We start from the raw sequence: 26,169 nt of genomic DNA, 5'->3' as shown, positions 1-26,169 counted from the left end.
ATCAATAACACAGAAGATTTCTGTAAAATCAAACATGGTGGTTAGAGTCTTTGGTTTGTGTAGTAACTTTCTAAATGGCTCTAACCATCTTTTTTTCAAGCGGTTTTCTTATCCGTAATTCGGGTTAGTATAGAAATAAGTAGATTTCAATTAGTAGTTACAAACCCTGAGTTTTTATCTGGCTATGGCAGGATTATACAAATATTTTAAAGGCGCAATATCTCGGGTGGTGATAACTGCAAGCTCCCACTCAGATGGGTCGTTTGGCTTATTCAGTACACTGGTACCCTTCAGCCAGCTTCAGAATATTCAGTGGATGAGTTAGAGAAAATAGCAACATATTTTAAGGATCGAGAAAGATGCGTAGATAGCTGCGCCTTGAGGTTAAGCAGAATGTCAATTTCTAATTTATTTACTGTAATCTGTTTACATACCAAAAGTAGCGAAATGATGAGCTAACTATCGCTATATGTCTGATCAAATTGTAGAAATTCTTCCATTTTTTAGTTTTTACATTATTTTTTAACTGCACGTTTAAAAGCTTTCAATACTTGCTCTCTGGTACTCGCCACTCATTAAACCAGGTCATGGTTGAGGCTAGCTCCTTCCCCATCTATCTAAGCCACCTGATTTTAGTTTCCACGTTTTTTAACCAGGGGCTAAACACACCAGATGATGGCCTGCACAACGTCCCCGCTTCTAAAGCCTTTGTCCTATGTAAAAGGTGGCATTATGCGTAATTTAAACATCAGTTTCTTTCAGCTTAGGCTATTTCCAGCAGTCCATTGAATGAAAACAATAATTTTGGCACCTATTTTGCTTAATCAGTATTACGTTTTATAAAAATTGTAATATTGAGGGGCAACACTATGGGTTACGTTGCACGTGAACTCAGTCAAAGAAATAAACTGCTGTTTGGCTTGGGGTCTTTTTTAATACCGGTCTTGATTTGGTGTGCAGTCAGCTATTTACCCTTTATCTGGCATCCACAAGTCCAGATTGCCGATTCAGGCAGCGTGAACTATTTACAGGTCGGTAGTCGCATTGATAAAGACGTCTTTTTCTCTGCCGCCCAGTCTGCGCTAGATCAAGGTCTGGCTCCACCGCAAGGGATTCTGGTGAATCCGATCTATCTGCCCGCCCCACATGAAGTGGCGATTGCCCTGGTCACGGCATTCACCACTGAACCTGCACAGGCCAATACACCCTGGTTCCATGAAAGCCTGTGGCACAGTATCAAACTGGTCTTTAGTGCTTTCTTTATTTCTTCGCTGATCGGGATTCCACTCGGTATTTTATGTGGTTTCTCTCACAAAATTTCCCAGCTGACCGAGCCTTTTGTTGAATTTTTCCGCTACCTGCCTGCCCCGGCCTTTGGTGCACTTGCGGTTGCTATTTTAGGGATCAATGATGCACCGAAAATTGCCATCATTGTCATTGGCACCCTGTTCCAGCAAATCCTGATTATTGCCAATACCACACGTCTGGTGGACCGTAGCCTGATTGAAGCCGGTTTTACCTTAGGCACCAATAAAATGAAAAGCTTGTTTTATGTGGTCATTCCAGCGGCCCTTCCTGAAATTTACCGCAATCTGCGTGTCCTGCTCGGCTGGGCATGGACCTATCTGATCGTGGCTGAACTGATCGGCAGTACCTCGGGGATTACCTGGTTTATTACCCAGCAAGCCCGTTACCAGAATTTTGACAATGTCTTTGCCGCGATCCTGATCATTGGGGTGATTGGTCTGCTTTGCGATGTGATGTTAATGAAACTGGGACAACGCCTATTTAAATGGAAACCGGGAGCAAATTAATGCAAAACCCTGAATTTAATACCCGCGAATACTTTAACAAGATTTATAGCCGTCCGGTGATTCTGGAAGCGAAACAGCTGACGCAAAAATTCAGTCATGGCAAAACTGAACGTACGGTTTTAAATGCCCTGGATCTCAAAATTCATAAGCGTGAGTTTATCTGTGTGATTGGTCCTTCTGGTTGTGGAAAGTCTACGTTTAGCCGTGTAGTAGCAGGACTAGACCCGTATAGCAGTGGTGAGATTCTGGTCGATGGCCAGCCGATTACCGGTCCGAGTCCGGAACGTGGCATGGTGTTTCAGGGCTATACCCTGTTCCCATGGAAAACCGTCAAAGAAAATGTCATGTTTGGCCCAAAAATGAAAGGCCAAAGTAATGCCTCAGCCGAAGCGCAGGCACGTGAATGGATCAATATCATTGGTCTGGAAAAATATCAGGACCAGTATCCGCATCAGCTGTCTGGCGGGATGAAACAGCGTGTCGCGATTGCCCGTGCGCTGGTCAATGAACCCAAAGTCTTGCTGATGGATGAACCTTTTGGTGCGCTGGATCCGCATACGCGCCAGAAAATGCAGCGTCACCTGCTGGACCTGTGGCAGAACATCGATATCACCATTATTTTCGTGACCCACGATATGGATGAAGCGATTTTGCTGGCCGACCGCATTGTGGCCTTGAAAGCCAATCCGGGTGAAATTAAAGAAATTATTGAAGTGAATCTGCCACGTCCACGTCATCCCGATCTGATGCTGACGCCGGAATTTAAACAGCTGCGTGAGCATGTCGATCACATGGTGCATGCCCAGGAAGATGAACTAGATCCAGCACTGGCGGATCTGCCGGAGATTCCGCGTCTGACCAAAGTGAGCACCAGCAAATAATCAGGTTAAAAGCACCTTTGGGACGACCCAAAGGTTTTAATCGCTGTGTTGGACGACCAACAATTAAGGTGATTGCCATGCAAGACCCATATGTACTTCCGCTTATTGATATCTCCAAACTGCAAAGTCCACATCTGGCCGACCGTCTTGAAGTCGCTCATGCTCTGGATCAGGCCTGCAAAGAGGTTGGCTTTCTCTATCTGCAAGGTCGCCAATTTAATTTTGACTATGCCAAAGCCTTGATTGAAATTGCCCAATCCTATTTTTCACAGGATCTGGACAGCAAGATGCAGCACTATATTGGTCAATCCAGTAACCATAGTGGTTATGTGCCGATTGGCGAAGAACAGTTTGCTGGACATAGCTATGATCTAAAAGAAGCCTATGATGTCAATTATGACTATCAGGGACCTGAAACAGGCTGCCCATTGCTCGGCCCAACCTTATGGCCGGAAGACCCCAATTTCAGGGCAGTGGTCAGTCAGTATTACAGCCATCTGCGTGAGATCAGCCAGCAGATTTTTGCTGCTTTTGCCCTGGCACTGGGCATCGAAGAAGACTTTTTTGCGCGTAAAATTACCGATGCCCCAAGCCAGTTACGCCTAATTCATTATCCCTATAATCCCGAAGTCACAGATGCTGAAGGGATTGGTGCACACACCGACTATGAATGCTTTACCTTGCTGCTACCCACTGCACCCGGTTTGCAGGTACTGAATAAAGCCGGTGAGTGGATCGATATTCCATTGATTGAAAATACCCTAGTGATGAATATCGGTGACATGATGGAAATTCTGTCCAATGGTCAATACCTGGCGACCAAACATCGGGTGAAAAAGGTTTCGGAAGAACGTTACTCCTTCCCGCTGTTTTGTGCCTGCAATTATGACACCGTGATTGAACCGGTCATTCAAACTGAAGATTGCAAATATGCTGCACTGATTGGTGGCGAACATCTGTTTAACCAGACTGCACAAACGTTTCATTATTTAAAACAACGTATCGCTTCCGGCGAACTGGTACTGAAAAATGCGGTCCCGCTGTCCTCCTTTGGCCTTGAAGAACAGCCGGAGGCAACATCATGAACTTACTTGAAGCACTGACAACTTTAACACCGACAACCCGTCAGCCTGAAGTTATTCCGAACTTTTTATATGGTGCTTTCCGGCGCAAAAGTATCAGCTTCTTTAATGGCCTGACCGATGAAAATACCATTGTGTACTGGTTTCAGTCGCGCAGCTTTACCATTGATCTGCGCCTGAAAAGTCAGAATGGCACACCCATCGCAGACCGTCAGGGCTGGATTGGCAATACCTTATGGGATGAATCCAAGCAGCTGTTGTCCTGGGAGGTCGCTGACTACGCCAATTACCAGAACCATGTGCAATGGCCTGAGCCGGCAAAGCTGCATGCGATTGGCAACTGCATTCTGGAATTCTCTCCCAGCAACGTTTATGTCGAAGACTGGCGCCAGCAGGTACAATGCGGTGTGTTTTTAGGCCTGCGACTTCAATCAGCACTTGATGTCCAGTTAAGACAAAAGCTGGAAATGGATGGCGGCCTGATTATCTGTGGCAATCATATGGCCTATGCCCTGACCCGTTTGCCAGATGTACAAAGCACAGTTGCTCAAATGGATTTAAAAGCGGTTGATCCAACTGTTTTTGCTTTAATTGAAAGTTTTGAAGTCTCGATCGGCACGGATGGTCAAACTAAAACGTACAGCACCTGCGCCAGTGAAGCCGGTAACGCTTTTAATCTCGACAACTTTGAGATTCTTGATAAAACCCGTCTGGTTCAGCATGTAATTTTGGATGGTCATGAAATCGACCTGATTTTTGCGGTAGATATGTATATGCCTGACTACGAGTTTCAGCACAGCACTGCGACAACTGCAGAAGCGGAACACTGGCTGAAGTCAGAACAGGATCACCTGATGCATCATGCAGCACGCGTGCTCTAGGGAGGAATATGGCTTTTTTATATCTGTCGATTGCCATCATTGCAGAAGTGATTGCGACTTCTGCCCTGAAAGCCTCCAATGGCTTTAGTGTGCTCTGGCCATCTCTGGCCACCATTCTTGGATATGCCGTTGCGCTATTCTTTCTGTCACTGACCATGAAAACCATTCCGATGGGCATTGCCTATGCGATCTGGTCCGGTGCCGGCATTATCCTGATTTCAACGGTTGGCCTACTGGTGTTTAAACAGCACCTAGATCTTCCGGCGCTGATCGGACTGGCATTGATGATCATGGGTATTATTTTTATCAATGTGTTTTCTAAAAGCACTGAACTTTAATTTTTTTGATGTTTATCTGACCATAAAAAAATCCCCAGTCTGATCAGACTGGGGATTTTTTTATGCACTAGATCTGGCTTTATTTCAGCTCTTGTACCAATGTCGGCACAATGACAGCATCGACATTCATTTCAGTGCTGTAGATGCCATTGGTCACATTGAATTTATTGACATGGTAGCTGGAACCATAGATCGAATCGAAGCCATTGCCTTTGGTAAAGACTTTCTTGTTCGCCTCTAAGTCCAATAGATGCGTCCCCTCGATAAACTGCATATAGGCTTTGGCATCGACCCCGACCCGTTTGGCCATAATCCGGGCCGCATCTTCACGAGTCGCCGGATCATTAATATATTTTACCGTTTTATCCCAAACCTGGATCAGCTTTTTCCATTGTTCCTGGTTGGCTTGCAGATGTGCTGGATTCACCGTCAGGGTATCGTAGATCAGGCCGGCTTTATCTTTAGAGCTAAAAATAATCTTTGAACCGGCAACGGCAGATAAAGCCTGATTGGCGACCGGCTGCCATACGGCAATCGCATCAATATCTGGAGTATTAAAGACCTGAGGCAGTTCATTGGTCATGGTATTGACCAGCTTGACCTCGTTCAGCTTGATTTTGGCATCATCCAGTGCAGTCGACAGCAGCAGGTGATCGACCAGACCTTTTTCAGTCGCCACTGTTTTGCCTTTCAGTTCCTGAATCGTATTAATCCCCGGTTTAGCGATAATGACGTCATTTCCCGCCGAATAGTCGGTTGCCATGATCATTACGCCTTTGGTACCACCGGAACCGGTCACCAGATTATCTCCGTTGGTGACCATCACCGCATCCAGCTGGTTTGCAGCAAAAGCAGACAATGAAGCCGAATAGTCAAACCATTTAAAATCGGCATTTACGCCAGCTTCTTTTAACCAGCCTTTTTCAATGGCCACTTGCCATGCCACAAAGCCCGGCCAGTCACTATAACCAATACGGATCGGCTGGGTTTGGGCACTAGCGCCTGCCTTGGCATCTGATTCTGGCACTTTAGCCGTATTGTCACAGCCACTCAATAAAATGGCGCCACAGATTGATGCGGCTAAACTTAGTTTTTTCATCATGGTGCGATTTCCCCTATGCAATTACATTTAAAACGCGTGTTTGAAGGTTGTTTTGATTGAATAAAGTCACGCCAGCCACCGAAATGGCTGATGTCAGTGGCATCTTCCAGCGCATAGCCTTCACAGATAAAGCCTTTGACCCAACGACCATCTGCCAGCTGAACATTGCCAATACCGAGCGGTGCCGGCACTTCTGCAACAATCTGACCAAAGTTGGCAAATGGAATATCCCAGACTTCGACTGCAATCTTCTGACCTGTACTGCTGTACTGCAGGCCCGGTTTAGGCGGTGTGGTATTTTTCAAGGCATACAATTTATAGCTTGCTGCGGTCTGGGTGGTTTGCAGCAAGGTTCCGCCACGTGTGGTCAGCTGGAAGTTCAACGGCATACCCGTCAGGTGTGCACCTACGACTGCGAGTTTGACCGAATGCTGAGATTGAATCTGGGTGCTTGGTATATAAGTTTTCTGCGAAGTCCCCAGCATTAAAGCTGTCGCTTGCTGCCAGCGTTGAGCAAAGTTGGCCAAGGCCTGATCCATCCAGGCAGGAGCAATAAAGGTCACACCGCTTGGCAGGCCATCAACACGAATGCTATTTGGCAGTGCCAAGGCTGACAGATCAGCAAAATTGACGAAATTGGTATAGGCACCCATGTGGCTATTTTTAACCAGTGGATCTGCTTCCACATCGGCAATCTTGTAAATGGTCGGTGCGGTAGGCACCATCAAGGCATCAAAGTCCGCCAATGCCAGATTGATTTGGCGCGCCAGCTGGGCACGTTCATATTCCGCCTGCATCATATCGACAGCGTTGAAGTTGTCCGCCTGACTGATGATCTGGTGAATCACCGGATGGGGCACCTCACGCGAGACTATTTTCTCTACGGCGCTGCAACGCTCTGCGACCCAAGCTTTGTTATATAAAGCTGAAGCCAGCTGATTGAAGATGCTGAAATCAATCGCTTCGACCGCATAGCCCAGCTGTTTGGCACGAGCGATCGCCAGTTTAAAGGCTTTTTCCGATTCCGCATCGCCATAGAATTCTAGTTGTGCCGGAATGGCAATTTTGCCTTTAGAAAACTGGGTGGGTACATTGGCTGGATGCTGGCGTGAATATTCATCAGATGTATCATAACCTTGCATGATCTGGGCTACTTGCCAGGCATCATCCACCGTCAAGGCAAAAATTGAAATCACATCAATGGTACGGCAAGCCGGAATCAGCCCCGAAGTTGAGAACCAGCCCTTGGTCGGTTTAAGCCCTACAATATTGTTATGTCCGGCTGGCACACGGCCCGAACCTGCGGTATCTGTGCCTAAACTGAAAGGCACCTGACCATTGGCAACCGCCACAGATGAACCCGAACTTGAACCGCCACTGATATAGTCTGGATGAAAGCTATTTTTCACTGCACCGTATGGAGAACGTACACCGACCAGACCGGTTGCAAACTGGTCCAGATTGGTTTTACCCACCACAATCGCACCAGCCGCTTTCAACTTGGCAACCACTGTTGCATCACTGCTGGCCAGATAAGCAGCTTCTTTACAGGCTGCCGTGCTATAAAAACCGGCAACATCAATATTGTCTTTCACCGCAAATGGAATACCGTACAGTGGTAGGTCTGCTACGGATTTACCCTTTAGAGTATCAATTTGGGCTTGTAATTGTTCTGCTGTGGCAATTGAAATCCAGGCATGATTGTCATTGTTAAACGATGCGACATAAGAGATCAGATCCTGTAACTGGATCTGCTGCTGTTGGTAAGCATTCTGCCAATCCTGAATGGTCCATAAAGTGTTCATGACAATACTCCTTTATTGGTATTTTGAGGAATGGGGGGCATCACGGCATCCATCAGTTCCAGGTGCCCTTTGAGCATCCCTTTCAATGCAATAAATTGTTCACTAATTTCTTTCAGGTCACTGCTCACGCCCTGCATCAGCATCACCTGCAGGACTTTTTCATCATCCAGCTGGATATGTAGCGAGCTGATCACCTGTTCCAGATATTGCTGTTGCAGGTCCACCAGCTGGGAACGCAGCGGCTTGAGGCTGACGTCATAGACCAGCGTCAATGTGCCGACCATCACTTCATCGTGTGCCACCAGATCGTCAATCAAATAGCGGTTAATCATGTCGACAATAGCCTGAGAACGGCTTTCATAATGTTGCTCGACAATCTTTTGATCGAGTGCCTGAAGCGTGCTTTCTGGCAGGGTGATACTAATCCGTGCCAATTTTTGTTTAGCCACGGCGGTATTCCTTCTGCTGTGCGGATTGCTGTAAATGCAGTCCGGCACGTACACTTAAAAGCTCAACTAAGAATTTCAGCCATGGATGCAGCTTTTTATTCGAGTCTGGATGATTCATGTGCATCTCCTACAGGTATTACAAAACTGGAATTTCGTATTACTTGCTAAAATGCAGAAAGCGTGCCAATTGTAGTGACGGGATTAAATAAAAACGGCAAAAAAAAAGCCCCAGTACGCTGAGCTGGGGCCTGTTTTAAATCAGGGGGGTTATTGATAATTTCACCGGTTCGATTGCTTTTATTCTTCATGTACAGTTATTTTTTTTATACATGATGGGTTGAACGATGAGTATGGTTGAGTGATCAAGTAAATGGCTCTCCTCTGTTTATCTGTCATATAAATAAAAGCAGAAAGCGTGCCAAAATATAAAATGAACTGAATAATGCCGCAGCGGCATCACAAAGCCCTGCTGAAGCGGGAGTGAAAAGAAGGAAGGCTATTTAGATCATTAAATATGCATAAAAATTGTACAACACTGCACCATTCAGGTTCACTTTTTGCGTTAAAGTGTGGCTCAGCTTATCAAACTTTTTAAGCGCGGTTTTTGTGAACTCGAGCTCGTAGCTCTTTTAGACTCATCTTTACGGTTTCATCGTTTTTAGCTTCTTCTGCAAGTTTTAATAATTGAATATCTTCTTTAACAAGATCATTCAAAATTATTTTTGCATTTTCAAAAATACGATTTTGACTTTCAATACTATGCATTCCTAAAAGTTCTTCTAGTTTTTTAGCCATCTTTTATAAATTCCAAATAGGATGATCTTCCCATTTTTCAGGGAAACCCATCGCAACACGCCAATTCTCATTTTTCAGTATAGGTTTTAATAGTTTATTCAGTTGATTGCACCACTCTGTATCAAAACCTGTCGGTCTGAGTAATGTTTTTAATATTAAGAGTACATAGAAGATACGTTTGTTGGTCGGTGTAATAGGTGGTTGCCAATTGGGATCTTTATCGACTTTGGATTTAATTGCTAATTCTTTATTCCATAATCGCCCATGATGTGCACAAGTATTTCGTACATAGGTCAATATGTGCAACCATTCAGCTAATTTTTCATGATGTACTGAAAAGTGCTGTGAAACTTCCTTTTTATCTTCTACACCTTCAGACTTATTGTTCTTCAAGCCCTGATATAAAAAAGATAGTGATCCCAAACTTAAAACTTCTGTCAGCATCCAAATAGGAATTTTTGAAAATCCGATATAGTTTTGTTCAAAATGTTGAATGAATATATCTTTTGAACGCTCGACCTCTTTATTACAGTTGTTGATAAAACTGCTATGCTTAAATTTTGGATGAAAGTTTGTTACCTGATAAATTCCAAAAGCACCATACTTATGCGCCATAAAATAGGTAATCTGTGTACGTAAATAAGTTTCAATCATCTCTATGGCATTAAAGACTTGTAACCTGAGTTCTGTATCAAACTCGTATAGCTGAACAATGCTTTCAAATCTTGTATTAGGTTGAAATGTATCTAAAATTTTATATTCTTGTCGTACACGATAAGGATACCAATATGCACTTAAACGATAATAACCATATTTAGACAATACAGATTCAGCCCAGGCACGATTATGAATAATCATGCCTTTGTCTTCCAAATGATTTACCTGTTCGATATATGAGAGTGGTTTTTTATTGTAGATTTTCAACATGGTTCATTATATTCAGACATAAAAAACCGCCAAGGTTGCGCGGACTCCCGAAGAAGAACTAAGCGTGGCGGCTGTATTAAGTATCATACTAACGACAATTGTCTCTATTAGCAAGTTATTCTTTAAGCCACTGGCGCCAAGGTAAACAACACCTGCCCCGTCTTCACCGTTTGCCCTTTTTCAATGGTAATGGCATCTACACGCATACGCTCAGGGGCAATAATTGGAATCTCGATCTTCATCGCTTCAATGACGGCCAAAGTTGCGCCTTCTTCCACAATATCACCCGAAGCACATTCAATTTTCCAGATTGAACCCGGCATATGCGATTCCACTGCACAACCACCATCTGGAATTTCCACACCTTCACCATCATCGACAGCGTCCAGGCTTTCAGACACATATTCCGCCAGCCCTGCTGCATGCCAGCGACGACGTTCTGCATCAAAGTTCGCTTGTTGCACTTCTTTAAATGCTGAAATCGATTCCTGATGTTCCGTTAAGAAGTCATTGTATTCTTTTAAGTTCAATACACCTTCTTCAATACGCAGTTTTAAACGTCCCGCTTTAAAGTCATCACGCATCTGCATCAGTTCCGCTTCAGAGACTTCATAGAACTTGATCTGGTCAAAGAAACGTAGTAACCACGGTTTACCTTGTTCAAAGTCGGCATTTTTACGGTAGCGTGACCACATTTGCGTAGTACGACCAACAAACTGATAACCACCCGGGCCTTCCATGCCGTACACACACATATAGGCACCGCCAATCCCCACGGCATTTTCAGGTGTCCAGGTCCGTGCCGGGTTATATTTGGTGGTGACCAGACGCTGACGTGGATCAAGCGGGGTCGCCACAGGCGCACCCAGGTACACATCGCCCAGGCCCATCACCAAGTAACTTGCGTCATAAACCACATCTTTCACGGCTTGTTTATCTTTTAAGCCATTAATACGGCGAATAAACTCGATATTGTCTGGACACCACGGCGCATCTGGACGCACAGTTTGCATATAACGTTCAGTTGCCAGTTGGGTTTGAGAATCTTCCCAGGCCAGTGGCAGATACACGGTACGCGATGGCACTTGCATTGCTGTCACATCCGGCAGTTCAGCTTCAGCGACTTGCAACAGACGCAGCAGGTCGAGCTGATCCAGCTGGATCGAATCAAAATAGATTTGCAGTGAACGGATGCCCGGCGTCAGGTCAATAATGCCGGCTATATTCTGTTTCTGTACCCATTGCATCAGTGCATGGATACGGAAACGCAGGTTAAGATCTAAAACCAGCTCGCCATATTCCACCAGCATATAGTTATTGCCAGCAGGACGATAGACTACATCCGGTAGACCATTTTGACCTTTTAAGGTATCTAAAATAGCTGATTTTAAGGTGCTGATTTCAGGGTAGAACGATTCATCAAATGCCATAGCTTGGGTATCAGAAGCTTCTAATTGTGCATGATATTTTTCATTTAAAAGTTTTGCTTGGTGGTAGCTGACAGGGACAAACTTGACTTTATCGCCGGCTTTCAGCTGACCGAGTTTCCACAGTTCTGAATTAATCACTACGGCTGGACAGACGAACCCCCCCAGACTTGGTCCATCTGGACCCAAAATAATCGGCATATCCCCGGTGAAGTCAATCGCGCCAATGGCATAGGCATTGTCATGAATATTAGAAGGATGCAGACCGGCTTCACCACCGTCCTCACGTGCCCATTCCGGTTTGGGACCAATCAGACGAATCCCGGTACGGCTGGAGTTAAAGTGAATTTCAAAGCTGTTGGCAAAGAAGGTATCAATGTCATTTTTGGTAAAGAAATCCGGCGCCCCATGTGGGCCGTACATCACCGCAATTTCCCATTCCTGACTAAAAGTCGGAACTTGTTCAGGTGCAAGAGCTTTTATTTCATTAGATGTAAATGCCGTAATTGGCAGCATATCGCCAATTAACAGGTTACGCCCGGCATGACCACCAAACTGGCCCAAGGTAAAGGTCGCTTGTGAACCCAGATATTTTGGGACATTCAGACCGCCCTTGATGCCGATATAGGTACGGCAACCTGTGGCGATTTTGCCACATTTTAAAATCTGGCCTTTACCTACATTCACCGTTTGCCACATCGGCACCTCTACACCATCCAAGGTCGATGGCATGTCACCCCCGGCCAGTACGATCTGGCTATCACAGTGGAATTTCAGTATCGGGCCTTGCAGGGTACATTCCAACCCTGCTGTATTCGCTACATTACCGAGTAACTGGTTGGCGACATTGAGTGACAATGGATCAATCGCACCGGATGGCGGTACACCGACATCCCAGTAACCAAGACGACCAGTGACATCCTGCACAGCAGTCTGAATACCAGCTTGCAGCACTTCAATTTTTTGGGTTTTCCATACAAAGGTATTTAAAAAACGTGTGGTTTGGGTACCGGCTTTAAACACCTCACAGTCGATGATGTTTTGCAGATATTCCAGATTGGTTTCAATCCCCGCAACCTGCGTTTTTGCCAGCGTTTTGGTCATCGCCTGAATCGCAGATTTACGGTCGTCTGCGGTGACAATGATCTTGGCAATCATCGGATCGTAGAAAGACGATACGGTTGAACCGGTTTCTACCCAGGTTTCATTACGCGCATTGGCATCAAACTCAACATGGGTCAGTAAACCTGCACTGGGCTGGAAGTTCTTGATCGGGTCTTCGGCATACAGACGCACCTGAATCGAATGACCTTTGGCTTCCAGTTTTTCACTTGGTGCTGTCCAGTCACCGCTGGCTAGGGTCACCATCCATTCCACCAAGTCCACGCCAAAGACCTGCTCGGTCACGCCGTGCTCGACTTGCAGACGGGTATTCACTTCCAGGAAGTAAAATTCCTGCGTATCGGTATCCATCACGAATTCAACCGTACCGGCCGAACGGTAATTCACTGATTGCATCAGCTGGATCGCGACATTCTGGATATGGGCACGCTGCTCATCAGTGATATGCGGTGCCGGGGTTTCTTCGATCACCTTCTGGTTACGACGCTGTACTGAACAATCACGCTCGCCTAGTGCTAAGACTAAGCCATTGCCATCACCAAAAATCTGCACTTCGATATGACGGGCGTTTTGTACAAATTTCTCTAGGTATAAACCTGCATCTTTAAAATTGGCTTGGGCCAAGTAAGACACCGTTGCATAAGCATCTTTCAGTTCAGTCTCATTCCAGACCAGACGCATGCCGATACCGCCACCACCTGCGGTACTTTTTAGCATCACCGGATAGCCAATACGTGCAGCCTCAGTCAGCGCTTCAGCTTCATCTGCCAATAACTGGCTGCCCGGCAACAATGGCACTTTGGCTTGAATCGCCAGTTCACGTGCGGTGTGTTTCAGGCCAAACTTACGCATTTGTGTGGAGTTTGGACCAATAAAGGCAATACCTTGAGATTCACACAGGTCGCAGAATTCGGCATTTTCAGACAGGAAACCATAACCCGGGTGAATGGCCTGGGCACCGGTCTGTTTAGCAATGTCTAAAATTTTCTCAACATTTAAATAGCTTTGAGTGGCCGCTGCTTCACCAAGATATACCGCTTCATCGGCCAGTGTGACATGCAAGGAATCACGATCGGCTTCTGAATACACTGCAACCGAGTGGATACCCAATTTTTTTAAAGTACGGATCACGCGGCAGGCAATCGCACCACGGTTGGCAATGAGGACTTTATTGAACATGGCTTATTCCTCACCTTCACGGATGATCAGTTGAATTTTGGTCGGGTTATAGGCATTGCAGGGATTATTCAGTTGCGGGCAATTTGAGATCAGTACAATCAAATCCATTTCTGCTTGAATCTCGACAAATTTACCGGGTGCTGAAATGCCATCATCAAATTTCAAATGACCATCTGCGGTCACCGGCACATTCATAAAGAAATTAATGTTTGGACCAATATGACGCACATTCAGGCCATGCTTTTTGGCAATCGGATGCTGAGACAATGCCATCATGAAATTATTACGGCAACTGTGCATTGGGTATTTATCATGTGCATAACGTACCGTATTACTTTCACACGAACATGCACCGCCTAAAGTGTCGTGGCGACCGCAGTTATCATCGTGAATTTTCGCAATCGCATTGCCAAAATTGGTATAAAGCGTGGTGCCTTTTTCTAAATAAATCTGTTTATTGATCGCAAGCGTATCGGTTGCGCTATAACGCTCTTCAGGATTTCTTGCTGAAATAAATAAAGTATCCACCGCCTGGTTGCCCTCCAGGTCAACAATACGGAAATACTGTCCTTTCTTGACTTCACCCATCCACGCTTCACCGGCAGGACAGACTTCACTTAATACTGATTTTTCTAAACCATTTTCTAAATTAGCTAATGCAGTCATGATGATTCCCCCAATTAAACGCTGAGTGCGTAGTAACGATTATTATTTTGGAAAGCACGCTGATTTTGCGGGCATGAATCACGGCAAATATCGGTCTCGGCTAAAGTATTGGCTTTGAACAATGACAATTGAATATCGGCAGGTTGATACTCAGCGCTGTCATCTAAGGCATGGGGTGCGGCAGACAGGAATAATAGACAGTCCATTTCAAAACGCAGTTCAATGATCTCATTGCTATGGTCCGATGCCACATAAGACAGCTCACCCATATCATTTGGCACAACTTTAGAAAACAGATTGACCGTAGCGCTTAAATCTTGAGTCGATAAGCCAAATTTGGTCATCTCTAACAGCAAGCTGTCACGGCCATTGCGGTACATATCATTGCGTGCATCTTGAAAGGTCTTGGTTCCAAACTGTTTTTCAATTTGTACTTTGGTGCTTGGCGCGCATAAAGCATCATTCCAGCCATGCTCATCTTTGACAATCGATGCCATGACCCGGCCGAGATCTGAATACAGCACATGGCCGGTGCTTAAAAATGCGGTATGCTGCCCTTTTAGACTGTCGGGCATGTTGTAGCGTTCCAGCTTATCTTCAGCATTAACACAGAACAGGGAAACGTTGGCATTGGCACCAAGTGCCTTGAATTGTAGAATTGCGCCTTTTTGAATGCGGCCCGACCAGTGATGCCCGCCTGGCAGGATTTCAGTCCATAAAGTCTGATTGTTATGATAGTCGCCCATTTGCTTGACCTCTCTAAGGTTTTTGTTCCAACCTCCCGGGCTTTTATCCCTCCGTGTAGCTCTGTTTTTATCAAAACTAAGCCGTGAACTCTCGGTCTCAGACACAGTATTTTTGCAAATAACTACCCAAATAACTGCCGGAACCCTAGATCACTTTATGATGGATAGATAAATGCAAATGACGTGCCAGTTTAGTATTACGATTTTTTGTATTTGTAATACTGACATCAGTCTTTATATTCTAGAATTGTTGTTGACATAGAACTTGGCAATAAAAGCTGTTGTTCTATTAATGAGATAAAATTTGCATAACCTTAGCAAAGTTAAACATATTCAAGGTCCAAAAACGATGACGATGACTCGGGATTGCTGTCTTGACTTCGAGCAGATGATAAATAGATGCTCTACGATGAAGCATAGGTTAAATCATTTATTTCGAGATTCTCTATTAGATCTATTGAAAAAATCTCTTTTAATCATTTCCGTGCTGTAAATTGCAGCAATCAAATTCAGACCTAAACCCATACATTTACATCGATTACGGTAAAGTGTAGCAAAAATTCTGAAAATGTTTAATTTAGCATTTACATACTCAAGTCGAATGCGATATTCGCCAATTTCTCAATTAATCTGCTTATGCAAGAAGGTTAATGGATTGTTTTACTGGCTTTGAATGGGCTTAGGCATCTTATCCCTAATTGGCCGAAAGCCTGCTCTACCCTTTATCAACAAGCATAAAGGCTTGATCTCTTTGCTTCCAGCGCTGTTATTTAAACCATTGAAAATTATGTGTTTCTTGTACGAGACTGATGGAAATCATCCGTATCGTTATTCTTTCAGTCTTGGAAAAATTATTTCCAAAACCGAAAGAAATATCCATTTCATTGCTACATTATTGAATAACTTCAATTTGATTCATATTAAAGGCTGGATAAATCGGTTTCTGTTGCATTTTTTACCATCACTTTGGAGTGGGGAATACTGAACTTGTCACGCTTCATAAAACATGTACAGAAAATCGCAAATATAGCCATGCCTATAATATAGCCAATAATCAAATGAGGACTCCCCCCACCCACACTCAAAAGCTTAGTTGCAATTAAGGGAGCTAAGCCTCCGCCAATGACTCCGGCAAACTGCACAGAAATTGAAATACCACTATATCGAATTTCGGTCGGGAATTGTCGAGCAAACAACTGGGATTGCGGTGCATACATGAGCGGGAAAACTACACCAATGGCCAATACGATTGCAGTCCAGACCAAGAGTGGGTCTTTTGTATCCAACATACTAAAAAATGGATAACAATAAAGTGTAAGGACCACCAGACCAAACATAAACATATTTCTTTGACCCACCTTATCTGAGAGATGTCCAAATAAAGGCGTCATAATCATAATCAAGCCACCTCCACAAATCGTGGCAAATAGAATGTCTTGACGGGGAATTCCCAGTTTTGTGGTGGTATAGGCGAGGGCGAAGGTAGAAGCAATATAGAACCATGCATTCTCAGCGGCACGAGCAAAAATAATGGTTAAAAGCTCTCGAGGATGATTTTTAAACACTTGCAAAGCCGGTACTTTAATCTCTTGCACCTGGTCTTTCATTTTTTCAAAATCGGGGGATTCTGGCACTTTGACCCGTATATACCAGCCAACGCCCAATAGAACAATACTGGCAAGGAATGGAATTCGCCACCCCCAACTAAATAGACTGGCTTCTGGCAGCATAGACACCAATCCCAGAGCAATTGATGCGAGCATCAGTCCACCACCCGCACTGGCCTGAGGTAAGCTACCCCAAAATCCCTTGCCTCCTTCAGGTGCATGTTCAACTGCCATTAAAACAGCACCACCCCATTCTCCTCCCATAGCCATACCCTGAATAAAGCGCAGGATAATCAGACACACGGTCGCCCAATAACCAATACTTTCATAGGTCGGCAATAAACCAATAAGCACGGTGGGAATACCCATCATAATCAGCGTAGTCAATAACATGGCTTTACGGCCAATTTTGTCTCCAAAATGACCAAATACAATGCCTCCCAGAGGCCGACCAATAAAGCCAACAGCGTAAGTCGCAAATGCAGCCATGACCCCCATCAATGGATCTAGATTAGGAAAGAAGAGTTTATTAAAAATTAATGCGGCCGCAGCACCGTAAATAAAAAAATCGTACCATTCAATGGTGGTACCCACCATACTGGATATACCCGCCAAACGGTGTGAAGGCTTTTTAGCTTGAGCATGTAATTCTTGTCCGGGTTTCATATCTATCCCTCTTATATTTTTAAGCTGTGTCATCCGTGACCCACTTTGTTATTTAAAATAAACTCCGATTATTTATAACAAAGCGAATCTATATGCTGCTTGGTCCAGACTGGCCAGCATTTTTCCAGCGTTTTTTCAAATTCTGCATTGTCTGTTTGCCACTGTGGATTTTTGTCTTTATCAATGATCAGTGCCCGTACTCCCTCGATAAAATCACCCTGCTCTAACCAGATATCCTGCAAATCCCGTTCTAACTGCATACATTTTTCCAGCGATAGGTTCTGGCCGGCCTGCTGTAATTTCAGGCTGATCTGTTTGGCCATCAGCGGACGCTGCTGCAAGATGGCCAGCATTTTATCCGCCCACTCCTGCTCCGTGGCATCGCTTGCATGGGCCAGACTGTGTTCAATCTCATCCAGGTTCTGATAGGCAAAATGCTTGTGAATAGACGCTATCCGTTTTTGTAATTCTCTTTCTTGCGGATGGGTGATAAATGTACTGATGATTTTGGGGATTTCCACCGGGTTTAAAATAGGCGCAGCGCTCAATGCCGCTTCTAACTCAGCAAAACGCTCACTCGGAACATGATAATCAACCAGATCCAGATACAGCGCATCACTGCTGCTGATCTGTTCACCGGTCAATGCCATATATACACCGACTTCATCCAGTCGGGACAGAAAATGGGTGGCACCGACATCCGGGAAAAAGCCAATCGCGGTTTCTGGCATGGCAAAACGTGATTTTTCACTGGTCACTTTAATATGACACGCCTGTGCCAGTCCAAAGCCGCCACCCAGGACATAGCCATCCATCATCGCGATCACGGGTTTGGGGAAATGACGCAGCGTGCTCAGCATGGCATATTCAGTAGCGAAAAAATCCTGATATCGGGTATTTCCGGCCTGATAGCTGTCATACAGATAGCGGATATCGCCTCCGGCACAGAACGCTTTCGGACTGTTGGAATTGATCAGCACGGCTTGTACCTGCGGGTCATGGCGCCACTGATCGAGTTGTGCCTGAATACCCTGAATCATCGGCAGGGTCAAGGCATTTAAATGGCTGCTACGATCCAGGCTAATAATGCCCAGACCTCCTGCGACCCGAATCGCTAAGTTATTATCATCACTCATTATTTTTTCCTATTATGATGTTTTATTGATGGGTAAATTGGGCTGGGCGTTTTTCTACAAAGGCCTGCATGCCTTCTTTTTGGTCAGCACCGGCAAAAATGGAATGGAAAACCCGGCGTTCAAAACGCAGGCCTTCGGCCAGACTGACTTCAAAGGCCCGGTTAATCGACTCTTTAATCATCATGACTGCCGGCAAGGATTTCTCGGCAATTTTTTCCGCCGCTTGCAGGGTGTGTTGCAGCAGTTCTTCCTTGGCGAATACCCGGGCCACCAGACCGCTTTGTTCAGCTTCTTGTGCACCCATTTGCCGGGCAGTCAGGCACATTTCCATGGCTTTGGCCTTGCCGATGGCCAGTGTTAAACGCTGGGTCCCGCCAATGCCGGGCAACACGCCTAAGGTGACTTCAGGCAGACCAAATTTTGCATTATCAGCACAATAAATAAAGTCACACATTAAAGCTAATTCACACCCGCCACCCAAGGCATAGCCACTTACAGCTGCGATCAATGGCTTACGACGCTGCGCAATCCGGTCGGCCAGACTGAAAAAATCGTCCAGATAGATTTGTGGGAAAGTTAAATCAGCCATTTCCTTAATATCGGCACCGGCAGCAAAGGCTTTTTCCGAACCGGTAATCACGATACAACCGATGGCCGGGTCTTTTTCCAGCTGATCCAAGGCCTGATTGACTTCAACAATCAGCTGGTTATTCAGTGCATTTAACGCATGAGGGCGGTTTAAGGTAATCAGTCCGACGCCGTTACGTTGTTCGAGTAAAATCGTTTGCCATTGCATGATAAAAATCCTTTTTCATTCCTTATAAACTGCGTGCAATCACCAGGCGCTGAATATCGCTGGTGCCTTCATAAATCTGACAAATCCGCGCATCGCGATAGATGCGTTCAATCGGAAAATCTTTTAGATAACCGTAACCACCAAAAATTTGTAGCGCCTTGGAGCAGACACGTTCCGCCATTTCCGAAGCAAATAACTTGGCCATGGAGGCTTCAGTCAAACAACTTTCGCCGGCTTCCTTTTTACGTGCAGCAAAATGCACCAGTTGACGTGCCGCTTCAATTTCGGTGGCCATGCTGGCCAGCCTGAATGCAATCGACTGCTGCTCAAAAATCGGCTTGCCAAAGGCCACACGGTCATGCGCATATTTGCTGGCTTCTTCTAAAGCGGCACGGGCCAGACCGACGGCTTGTGCGGCAATGCCAATCCGTCCACCTTCCAAATTGGCGAGGGCGATTTTCAGGCCTTCACCTTCTGCACCGAGTCTTAAACTTTCATGAATACGCACATCGGTTAAGGCAATCTGACAGGTATCCGAAGCGTGCAGACCCAGTTTCTCTTCCACCCGGATCACTTCATAGCCTGGGGTGTCGCGTGGCACTAAAAAGGCACTCATGCCTTTTTTTCCCGCAGATGGATCGGTCACGGCAAAGACAATAATCATCCCGGCGTTGTTCCCGGAGGTAATAAACTGTTTGGCACCATTGATGATGTAGTGCTCGCCGTCTTTGACCGCACGGGTTTTAATGGCAGCAGCATCCGAACCGGTATGTGGTTCGGTCAGGGCAAAGGCACCAATCATTTCGCCTTGGGCCAAAGGTTTTAAAAATTGCTGCTTTTGCTGCTCTGTCCCGAACTTGAGAATCGGTACACAACCGACCGAGTTGTGCACGCTCATAATCGCAGAGGTGGCACCATCGGCTGCGGCAATTTCTTCCAGCGCCAACACATAAGCCAGTGTGCCTGTGCCGGAACCGCCCCATTCCTCGGGAATCAGCATCCCAAGAAAACCCAATTCGCCCATTTGAGCCAATGCATCTTTGGGAAAGATGCCTTTTTGATCCCACTCGCCGGCATGTGGTTTAATCTGTTCCTGGGCAAAGCTCTTGGCCATGTCCTGAATCAGTTGTTGTTCTTCCGTAAATTGCATTGATTCTTCCTTCAATCTCTTTAATTCGATCTTTTATTCAATCTGCTGAATTTGGCTGGTTTATGCAGTCTTCGCTTGTTGCTTGTTAATTTCCTGATTACGTAATAAGAAACGTTGAATCTTGCCACTCGGGGTTTTCGGCAGTTCAGTGACAAACTCGATCAGGCGCGGATAGGCATGGGCAGATAAACGCTTTTTCACAAACTGACCCAGTTCCTGTTGCAGCTCGGCAGTTGCAGGAGAATGGCTGGCAAGAATCACAAAGGCTTTAATGATTTCGGTCCGCTCTGGGTCAGGTACACCAATCACTGCCGCTTCGATCACCGCGTCATGCTCCAGCAAGGCACTCTCGACATCAAACGGACCGACGCGATAGCCTGAGGTGGTAATGACATCATCACTGCGCCCGACAAAACTCATACTGCCATCGGCATGAATTTCCGCAGTATCACCGGTTAAATAGTAATGGCCGACAAAAGGCGATTTACGGCTTTCTTCATAACCCGAGAACCACATCATTGGGGACTGGCTGATATCCACCGCCAGAATGCCCGGAACGTCAGCTGCCAATTCATGGCCCTGTTCATCGACGACGGCAATCCGGTAACCCGGGCTGGCAAAGCCTGCTGAGCCTGAACGCACCGGATGCTCTAGTGCATGATGGTTACACACCACCATCCCGACTTCGGTCTGGCCATAATGGTCATAAATCGGCACATCCAGCACCTCTTTAAACCAGCGGATCACTTCCGGATTTAACGGTTCTCCGGCACTACTGACTACGCGCAACTTGCCACGCAGCTGGGCCATCTGGGCAGGGTCCGCTGCCATCATCATACGGTAAGCGGTTGGTGCACCAGCCAGATTGGTGATGCCATATTCCTTGACAATGTCGCAGACACTTTCAGCATTAAAACCGCCTTCATAAAACAGGGTCGAGTGTCCGAGCAGTAAAGGCCCGGTAATGGCATAGTACAAACCATAGGCCCAGCCTGGATCGGCAATATTCCAGAAGGCGTCATCCTCGGTGAGACCGATGGCATTGTGCATATAGCCGGCAAAAGCAATCAGCGCTTTTAGCGGGACTTTCAGCGGTTTGGCTGGCCCGGTGGTGCCCGAGGTAAACATCAGTAAAAATGGCTCATCGATACCAAGCATTTCCAGTTCACAGTTTTCCGCTTGCCGGTTCAGTACCCTCCAGAAGCTGAGATCCTGCGGATAGGCTTCTGCCTGCAGTTCAGCCTGTACCGTCACAATCGGGGGGCAGTGGCTGATCTCGGATAATTTTTCCCGATTGGCCAGGTCTGTGACTACCAGCTTGCTTTGTGCCAGCTGAATACGATGCTCAATGGCTTTAGGGCCAAAGGCAGTAAATAAAGGCTGATAGACTGCGCCAATGCGCCAGGTCGCCAGAATGGTAATGATCAGCTCCGGGGTGCGCGGCAACAAGCCGGAAACGCGGTCACCTTTACCAATGCCCTGTGACTTTAAAAAGTTGGCAAACTGACTGGAATATTTCTTCAGTTCACGAAAGCTGTATTTTTCTTTGCGGCCGTCTTTGCCATACCAGTACAAGGCAATCACATCGGAATCGGCATGCCGGTCACAACATTCATAACAGGCGTTTACCGCCTGCATCGAACCGGACAAATACTGCTTTGCCACCACATCTAAATCAAAATTTTCAACCGTTTTTTGATAATCTAACATGTTCAACCTCAGCCTGAATTTATCGTTATTACTGACAAGGTATTGTTGATGAAGCGAGTCCTTGCTCCATTGAATCATTAAGTTTTTAAGCAGGTGTTGGGGTGTATTGATGCATGATGCTGGAGAAGTCCAGATGGGCATGACCGTCCTGACACAGCTGTTGGTAGAGTTTTTGTACCATGCTGCCCAGAACCACCGGCTGCTCGGCCTGTTGCGCGGCATCGACCGCCAGGCCCAGATCTTTCAGCATCAGTTGTGCGGCAAAACCGTCGGTATAACCCCGTGATGATGGCGCATTGGCACAGATATCCGGCCAGGGATTATAAATCTCAGAACTCCAGCAACGTCCGGTGGAACTGTTGATTACCCCAGCCAGCGCCTGCGGATCCATGCCTAGTTTGGCCCCGAGCGCCATTCCTTCTGCAACCGCAGTCATGGAAATGCCCAGAATCAGGTTATTACAGATTTTCGCCACCTGTCCTGTACCCACAGCACCACAATGCACCAGATTTTTGCCCATACAGCTGAGGACTGGTTTGGCGGCTTCAAAGGTGGCAGCATCTGCACCGACCATAAAGGTCAATGTACCGTCTTTGGCGCCCAAAGTCCCCCCGGATACCGGTGCATCACAGACGCGAACCTGTTTGGCCTGCGCTACTGCGGCAATCTCCTGAATGGTTTGCGGGTCAATGGTGCTGCTATCGATACACAGGCTGCCCGCCTGAAGCACCTCCAGAATACCGTGTTCGCCTAAATAAACTTCACGGACATGCTTGGCGGCGGGCAACATGCTGACCACGACCTCTGCCTGCTTGGCAGCAGCTTGCGGGCTGTCACAGATGATGCCACCGGCTTGCGCGAAATGCTGTAGTGCTGTTTCGCTTAAGTCATAACCAAAAACCTGATGTCCCGACTTGAGCAGGTTCTGTGCCATCGAGCCGCCCATATTGCCTAAACCGATAAATGCAATCTTCATGCTGATGCTCCTTAACGCAGACTGATGGTGGTATTCACACCAGTGGTTTCCTGGTTGTCTTCAAACCAGCGGCTGGTAATTGTTTTGGTCTGGGTATAAAACTGCACTGCCTGTTTGCCATAAGGACCTAAATCGCCAAGCTTGGAACCGCGTGATCCGGTAAAGCTGAAGAACGGCACAGGCACCGGAATTGGAATATTGATACCGACCTGACCGATATCAATCTGGTTCTGGAAGGTGCGTGCCGTATTGCCATTTTGGGTAAAGAGTCCCACGCCATTACCAAACGGATTGGCATTAATCAGTGCAATCGCCTGTTCCAAAGTATCGACATGCATGATCGCCAGTACCGGACCAAATACTTCTTCCTTGTAAATGCGCATCTCGGTCGTGACCTGGTTAAAAATCGTGGGACCGACAAAATTACCCTGTTCATAGCCAGGAACCTGCACATCACGACCATCCAGCAGCAGTTCGGCGCCCTGTTCAACCCCACTGTTAATTAAATCTATGACACGCGCTTTGGCACGGGTTGAAATCACTGGCCCAACATCGGTATTCGGTTCATGTCCGGCATTGACCTTTAAGGTTTTGGTTTTATTGACCAGTTCATCGACCCACTGCTTGGTCTCACCGACCATCACCGCTACCGAAAGTGCCATACAACGCTGTCCCGCTGCACCAAAAGCTGCACCGACCAAGGCATTTAATGTCTGTTCCTTGTTAGCATCCGGCATCACCACCACATGGTTTTTGGCACCCATCATTGATTGCACACGTTTACCGTGCTGGCCTGCCAGATTATAGACATGCGTACCGACTGCGGTTGAACCGACAAAAGAGATGGCTTTGATATCACGATGGGTACACAGCAGATCGACCACCTCTTTACCACCATGCACCACATTCAGCACACCAGCAGGGATACCGGCCTGAATCGCCAGCTCAACCAGCATCATGGTCGACAGGGGATCCTGTTCCGAAGGCTTTAATACAAAGGTATTACCGCAAACAATGGCCATCGGAAACATCCAAAGTGGGATCATTGCCGGGAAGTTAAACGGGGTAATGCCGGCACAGACACCCAGCGGCTGCTGCAAGGTATAGGTATCGACCCCACGTGCCACGCCTTCCACATACTCCCCCATTTGCAGAGTACCGATAGAACAGGCATGCTCCACTACTTCCAGGCCACGCTGGATATCCCCCTCGGCATCGGCCAGGGTTTTGCCCTGTTCAGCAGTCAAGACCTGGGCAATGCTTTTCAAGTTACTGCGGATCAGGTCCTGCAGTTTCAGCATGATGCGCATACGGGCCTGAATTGGGGTTTGGCGCCAGCTGGCCAAGGCATTTTGCGCCGCCGCAATCGCAGCATTGACTTCTTTAGGGGTTGAGAATGGTACCTGACCCAAGACTTCCTGAGTCGCAGGATTGACAATATCTTGCCAATGAGTACTTTTTGAATCGACAAATTCACCATTAATCAATAATTTGGCCGTGGTGAATCCGGTACTTTGCTGTGGATGATGAATAGCGTTCATGGTCGCTCCGTGCTGGTTTGTTATTGTCGTTGTCTTTGCCTTTACTGGCTTTTTTAACGTATTTTTTTACGCTGTTTCAGCAGACTAACAAAGAACACTTTGACCACCAATAGAAATTGATGCACGATGGTTGTGCAAATATGCACAGCAATTTAACAGGATGTTAAATAGAAGATGAAAGTAGATTGGGATCATTTACGCTTTTTTTTAGTTTTGGCACGTGCTAAAACGCTCACCAATGCAGCCCGCCTGATTGGGGTCGAACACAGTACTGTGGCACGCCGGATTCAGGCACTGGAAAGTACCCTCGGTACGCAACTGTTTAAACGCGAAGCCAGCGGTTATGAGCTGACCTCGGAAGGTCTGGCGCTGGTCCCGCGTGTGGAACAGATGGAACAGTCCTTCATCCAGATTGACACGCGGCATGACCCCTTGCAAGGTCGGGTGCGTATCGGTGCACCGGAAGGATTCGGCACGGCATTTCTGGCCGGTCTGTTGGCGGAGTTTTCCCAGCATTATCCGTTGCTGACCATTGACCTGATTCCGGTGCCGAAAACCATCAAGCTCTCGCATCGGGAAGCAGATATCGTCATTTCCATCGACCGGCCCAAATCTGGGCCCTATATCATTACCCGACTTTCCAATTACTGTCTAAAGCTGTATGGCAGTAAACATTATTTACAACACAATCCGCCCATTCAAAAACTGGAGGATCTGAAACAGCACCGCTTTGTCGATTATATTGATGATCTGGTCTATAGCGCTGCACTGTATTCGCTGGAACGTTTACCTTTGCAGGTCAGTGCCTGTTTTCGCAGTAACAGCATTCTGGCACAAGAGATTGCAGTCCGGGCAGGTGCCGGACTGGCCATTTTGCCGAGATTTCTGGTGCATGATAAAAGCGAACTGGAAGAAGTTTTGGGTGATCAGCTGAGTTTTACCCATACTTTCTGGATGCTGACCCTGGTCGATTTGCAACATGAGCCCAGAATTAAGTTAGTGTGGGATTTTTTGCGTAAACAGGCCGATGTTCAGCAAGGACTGCTAATGGGCAGATAAATCACAGCTTGAATCTATTGCAATAACAACATCTTGATACAGCAAATGAACGGATCACAACAATCTAGATGCCAGCGAATTGTTAAATTAACTTGCGATGATGCATATAAACGTTAAAGAAAGACAGGAAAATAATATGAACATTCTGTTGACATACTCCCACCACTTTCGTTTTACCTCAAGTGGGGGGATTCTAAAAGCAAAAGCTCTTAGGTGACTTCCTCACGGATTTCACTTGCTTTCTGCTTCACAGGGCGACCTTTACCGCATCCACCCTCCACAGACAAAACGGTATGTCCTACCGCCAAAATGTT

22 protein-coding genes and 1 riboswitch are annotated in these 26,169 nt (G+C 46.4%); of the genes, 6 read left to right on the top strand and 16 right to left on the bottom strand.

Going from position 1 to position 26,169, the window contains the following annotated elements:
- Positions 1-869 precede the first annotated feature (869 nt).
- The 5 genes from FTT87_RS12850 (at position 870) to FTT87_RS12830 (ending at position 4,996) form a co-directional block, all read left to right on the top strand.
- Positions 870-1,814: an ABC transporter permease gene (locus tag FTT87_RS12850; protein WP_086194856.1), complete on the top strand. Its 945-nt coding sequence runs from the start codon at positions 870-872 to the stop codon at positions 1,812-1,814.
- On the top strand, positions 1,814-2,695 hold the full coding sequence (locus tag FTT87_RS12845; protein WP_180043751.1) for an ABC transporter ATP-binding protein: 882 nt from the start codon (positions 1,814-1,816) through the stop codon (positions 2,693-2,695). The genes FTT87_RS12850 and FTT87_RS12845 overlap by 1 nt, the downstream gene beginning before the upstream one ends.
- A gap of 77 nt (positions 2,696-2,772) precedes the next feature.
- Entirely contained in the window at positions 2,773-3,780 is a 1,008-nt protein-coding gene (locus FTT87_RS12840; RefSeq protein ID WP_180043753.1) for an isopenicillin N synthase family oxygenase, read from the top strand.
- The gene (locus FTT87_RS12835) at positions 3,777-4,658 is read left to right on the top strand and encodes a hypothetical protein (RefSeq protein ID WP_180174956.1); all 882 of its coding nucleotides are present in this window, start codon (positions 3,777-3,779) and stop codon (positions 4,656-4,658) included. The genes FTT87_RS12840 and FTT87_RS12835 overlap by 4 nt, the downstream gene beginning before the upstream one ends.
- Positions 4,659-4,666: 8 nt before the next feature.
- Positions 4,667-4,996 (top strand): multidrug efflux SMR transporter, encoded by a 330-nt coding sequence (locus FTT87_RS12830; protein ID WP_180043757.1) that lies wholly within the window; start codon positions 4,667-4,669, stop codon positions 4,994-4,996.
- 79 nt (positions 4,997-5,075) lie between these two features.
- Here the strand turns inward: FTT87_RS12830 and FTT87_RS12825 are convergent, their stop codons facing one another.
- From FTT87_RS12825 to FTT87_RS12755, 16 genes are all read right to left on the bottom strand, one after another.
- Positions 5,076-6,098, bottom strand: coding sequence for an ABC transporter substrate-binding protein (locus tag FTT87_RS12825; RefSeq protein ID WP_180043759.1), 1,023 nt, complete (start codon positions 6,096-6,098; stop codon positions 5,076-5,078).
- Positions 6,095-7,903, bottom strand: a complete 1,809-nt coding sequence (atzF, locus tag FTT87_RS12820; RefSeq protein ID WP_180043761.1) for an allophanate hydrolase — start codon at positions 7,901-7,903, stop codon at positions 6,095-6,097. The genes FTT87_RS12825 and atzF overlap by 4 nt, the downstream gene beginning before the upstream one ends.
- On the bottom strand, positions 7,900-8,352 hold the full coding sequence (locus FTT87_RS12815) for a ribbon-helix-helix protein, CopG family (protein WP_180043763.1): 453 nt from the start codon (positions 8,350-8,352) through the stop codon (positions 7,900-7,902). The genes atzF and FTT87_RS12815 overlap by 4 nt, the downstream gene beginning before the upstream one ends.
- Entirely contained in the window at positions 8,345-8,470 is a 126-nt protein-coding gene (locus FTT87_RS16070; protein WP_257221739.1) for a hypothetical protein, read from the bottom strand. Before FTT87_RS16070 ends, FTT87_RS12815 begins: the two co-directional genes overlap by 8 nt.
- A gap of 473 nt (positions 8,471-8,943) precedes the next feature.
- Positions 8,944-9,147: a hypothetical protein gene (locus tag FTT87_RS12810; RefSeq protein WP_086194863.1), complete on the bottom strand. Its 204-nt coding sequence runs from the start codon at positions 9,145-9,147 to the stop codon at positions 8,944-8,946.
- A gap of 3 nt (positions 9,148-9,150) precedes the next feature.
- A complete protein-coding gene (locus FTT87_RS12805; RefSeq protein ID WP_180082393.1) occupies positions 9,151-10,074 on the bottom strand; it encodes an Abi family protein in 924 nt (307 codons plus the stop codon).
- A 122-nt stretch (positions 10,075-10,196) separates the two neighbouring features.
- Positions 10,197-13,802, bottom strand: coding sequence for an urea carboxylase (gene uca / locus FTT87_RS12800; protein WP_180174955.1), 3,606 nt, complete (start codon positions 13,800-13,802; stop codon positions 10,197-10,199).
- Between the two features lie 3 nt (positions 13,803-13,805).
- Positions 13,806-14,468: an urea amidolyase associated protein UAAP2 gene (locus tag FTT87_RS12795; protein WP_180174954.1), complete on the bottom strand. Its 663-nt coding sequence runs from the start codon at positions 14,466-14,468 to the stop codon at positions 13,806-13,808.
- 14 nt (positions 14,469-14,482) lie between these two features.
- Complete coding sequence (locus FTT87_RS12790) at positions 14,483-15,214, bottom strand: urea amidolyase associated protein UAAP1 (RefSeq protein WP_180174953.1); 732 nt, start codon at positions 15,212-15,214, stop codon at positions 14,483-14,485.
- A 30-nt stretch (positions 15,215-15,244) separates the two neighbouring features.
- Positions 15,245-15,374: riboswitch (guanidine-I (ykkC/yxkD leader) on the bottom strand.
- Between the two features lie 760 nt (positions 15,375-16,134).
- Positions 16,135-17,487 (bottom strand): MFS transporter, encoded by a 1,353-nt coding sequence (locus tag FTT87_RS12785; protein ID WP_180082502.1) that lies wholly within the window; start codon positions 17,485-17,487, stop codon positions 16,135-16,137.
- Between the two features lie 68 nt (positions 17,488-17,555).
- Complete coding sequence (locus FTT87_RS12780) at positions 17,556-18,623, bottom strand: enoyl-CoA hydratase/isomerase family protein (protein WP_180174952.1); 1,068 nt, start codon at positions 18,621-18,623, stop codon at positions 17,556-17,558.
- Between the two features lie 22 nt (positions 18,624-18,645).
- Positions 18,646-19,419 (bottom strand): enoyl-CoA hydratase, encoded by a 774-nt coding sequence (locus FTT87_RS12775; protein ID WP_180174951.1) that lies wholly within the window; start codon positions 19,417-19,419, stop codon positions 18,646-18,648.
- A gap of 22 nt (positions 19,420-19,441) precedes the next feature.
- Positions 19,442-20,569, bottom strand: coding sequence for an acyl-CoA dehydrogenase family protein (locus FTT87_RS12770; RefSeq protein ID WP_180174950.1), 1,128 nt, complete (start codon positions 20,567-20,569; stop codon positions 19,442-19,444).
- A 60-nt stretch (positions 20,570-20,629) separates the two neighbouring features.
- Positions 20,630-22,279: an AMP-binding protein gene (locus tag FTT87_RS12765; protein WP_180174949.1), complete on the bottom strand. Its 1,650-nt coding sequence runs from the start codon at positions 22,277-22,279 to the stop codon at positions 20,630-20,632.
- Positions 22,280-22,364: 85 nt separating this feature from the next.
- Entirely contained in the window at positions 22,365-23,255 is an 891-nt protein-coding gene (gene mmsB, locus FTT87_RS12760; protein WP_180174948.1) for a 3-hydroxyisobutyrate dehydrogenase, read from the bottom strand.
- Between the two features lie 11 nt (positions 23,256-23,266).
- A complete protein-coding gene (locus FTT87_RS12755) occupies positions 23,267-24,796 on the bottom strand; it encodes a CoA-acylating methylmalonate-semialdehyde dehydrogenase (RefSeq protein ID WP_086194874.1) in 1,530 nt (509 codons plus the stop codon).
- 174 nt (positions 24,797-24,970) lie between these two features.
- Here FTT87_RS12755 and FTT87_RS12750 point away from each other — a divergent pair, with 174 nt between their 5' ends.
- Positions 24,971-25,855, top strand: coding sequence for a LysR family transcriptional regulator (locus FTT87_RS12750; RefSeq protein ID WP_086194875.1), 885 nt, complete (start codon positions 24,971-24,973; stop codon positions 25,853-25,855).
- The last annotated feature ends 314 nt before the right edge of the window (positions 25,856-26,169 follow it).

Source organism: Acinetobacter sp. YH01022 (assembly GCF_013420235.1).
Taxonomy (GTDB): domain Bacteria; phylum Pseudomonadota; class Gammaproteobacteria; order Pseudomonadales; family Moraxellaceae; genus Acinetobacter.
This window is presented reverse-complemented; position numbering and strand designations above follow the sequence as displayed.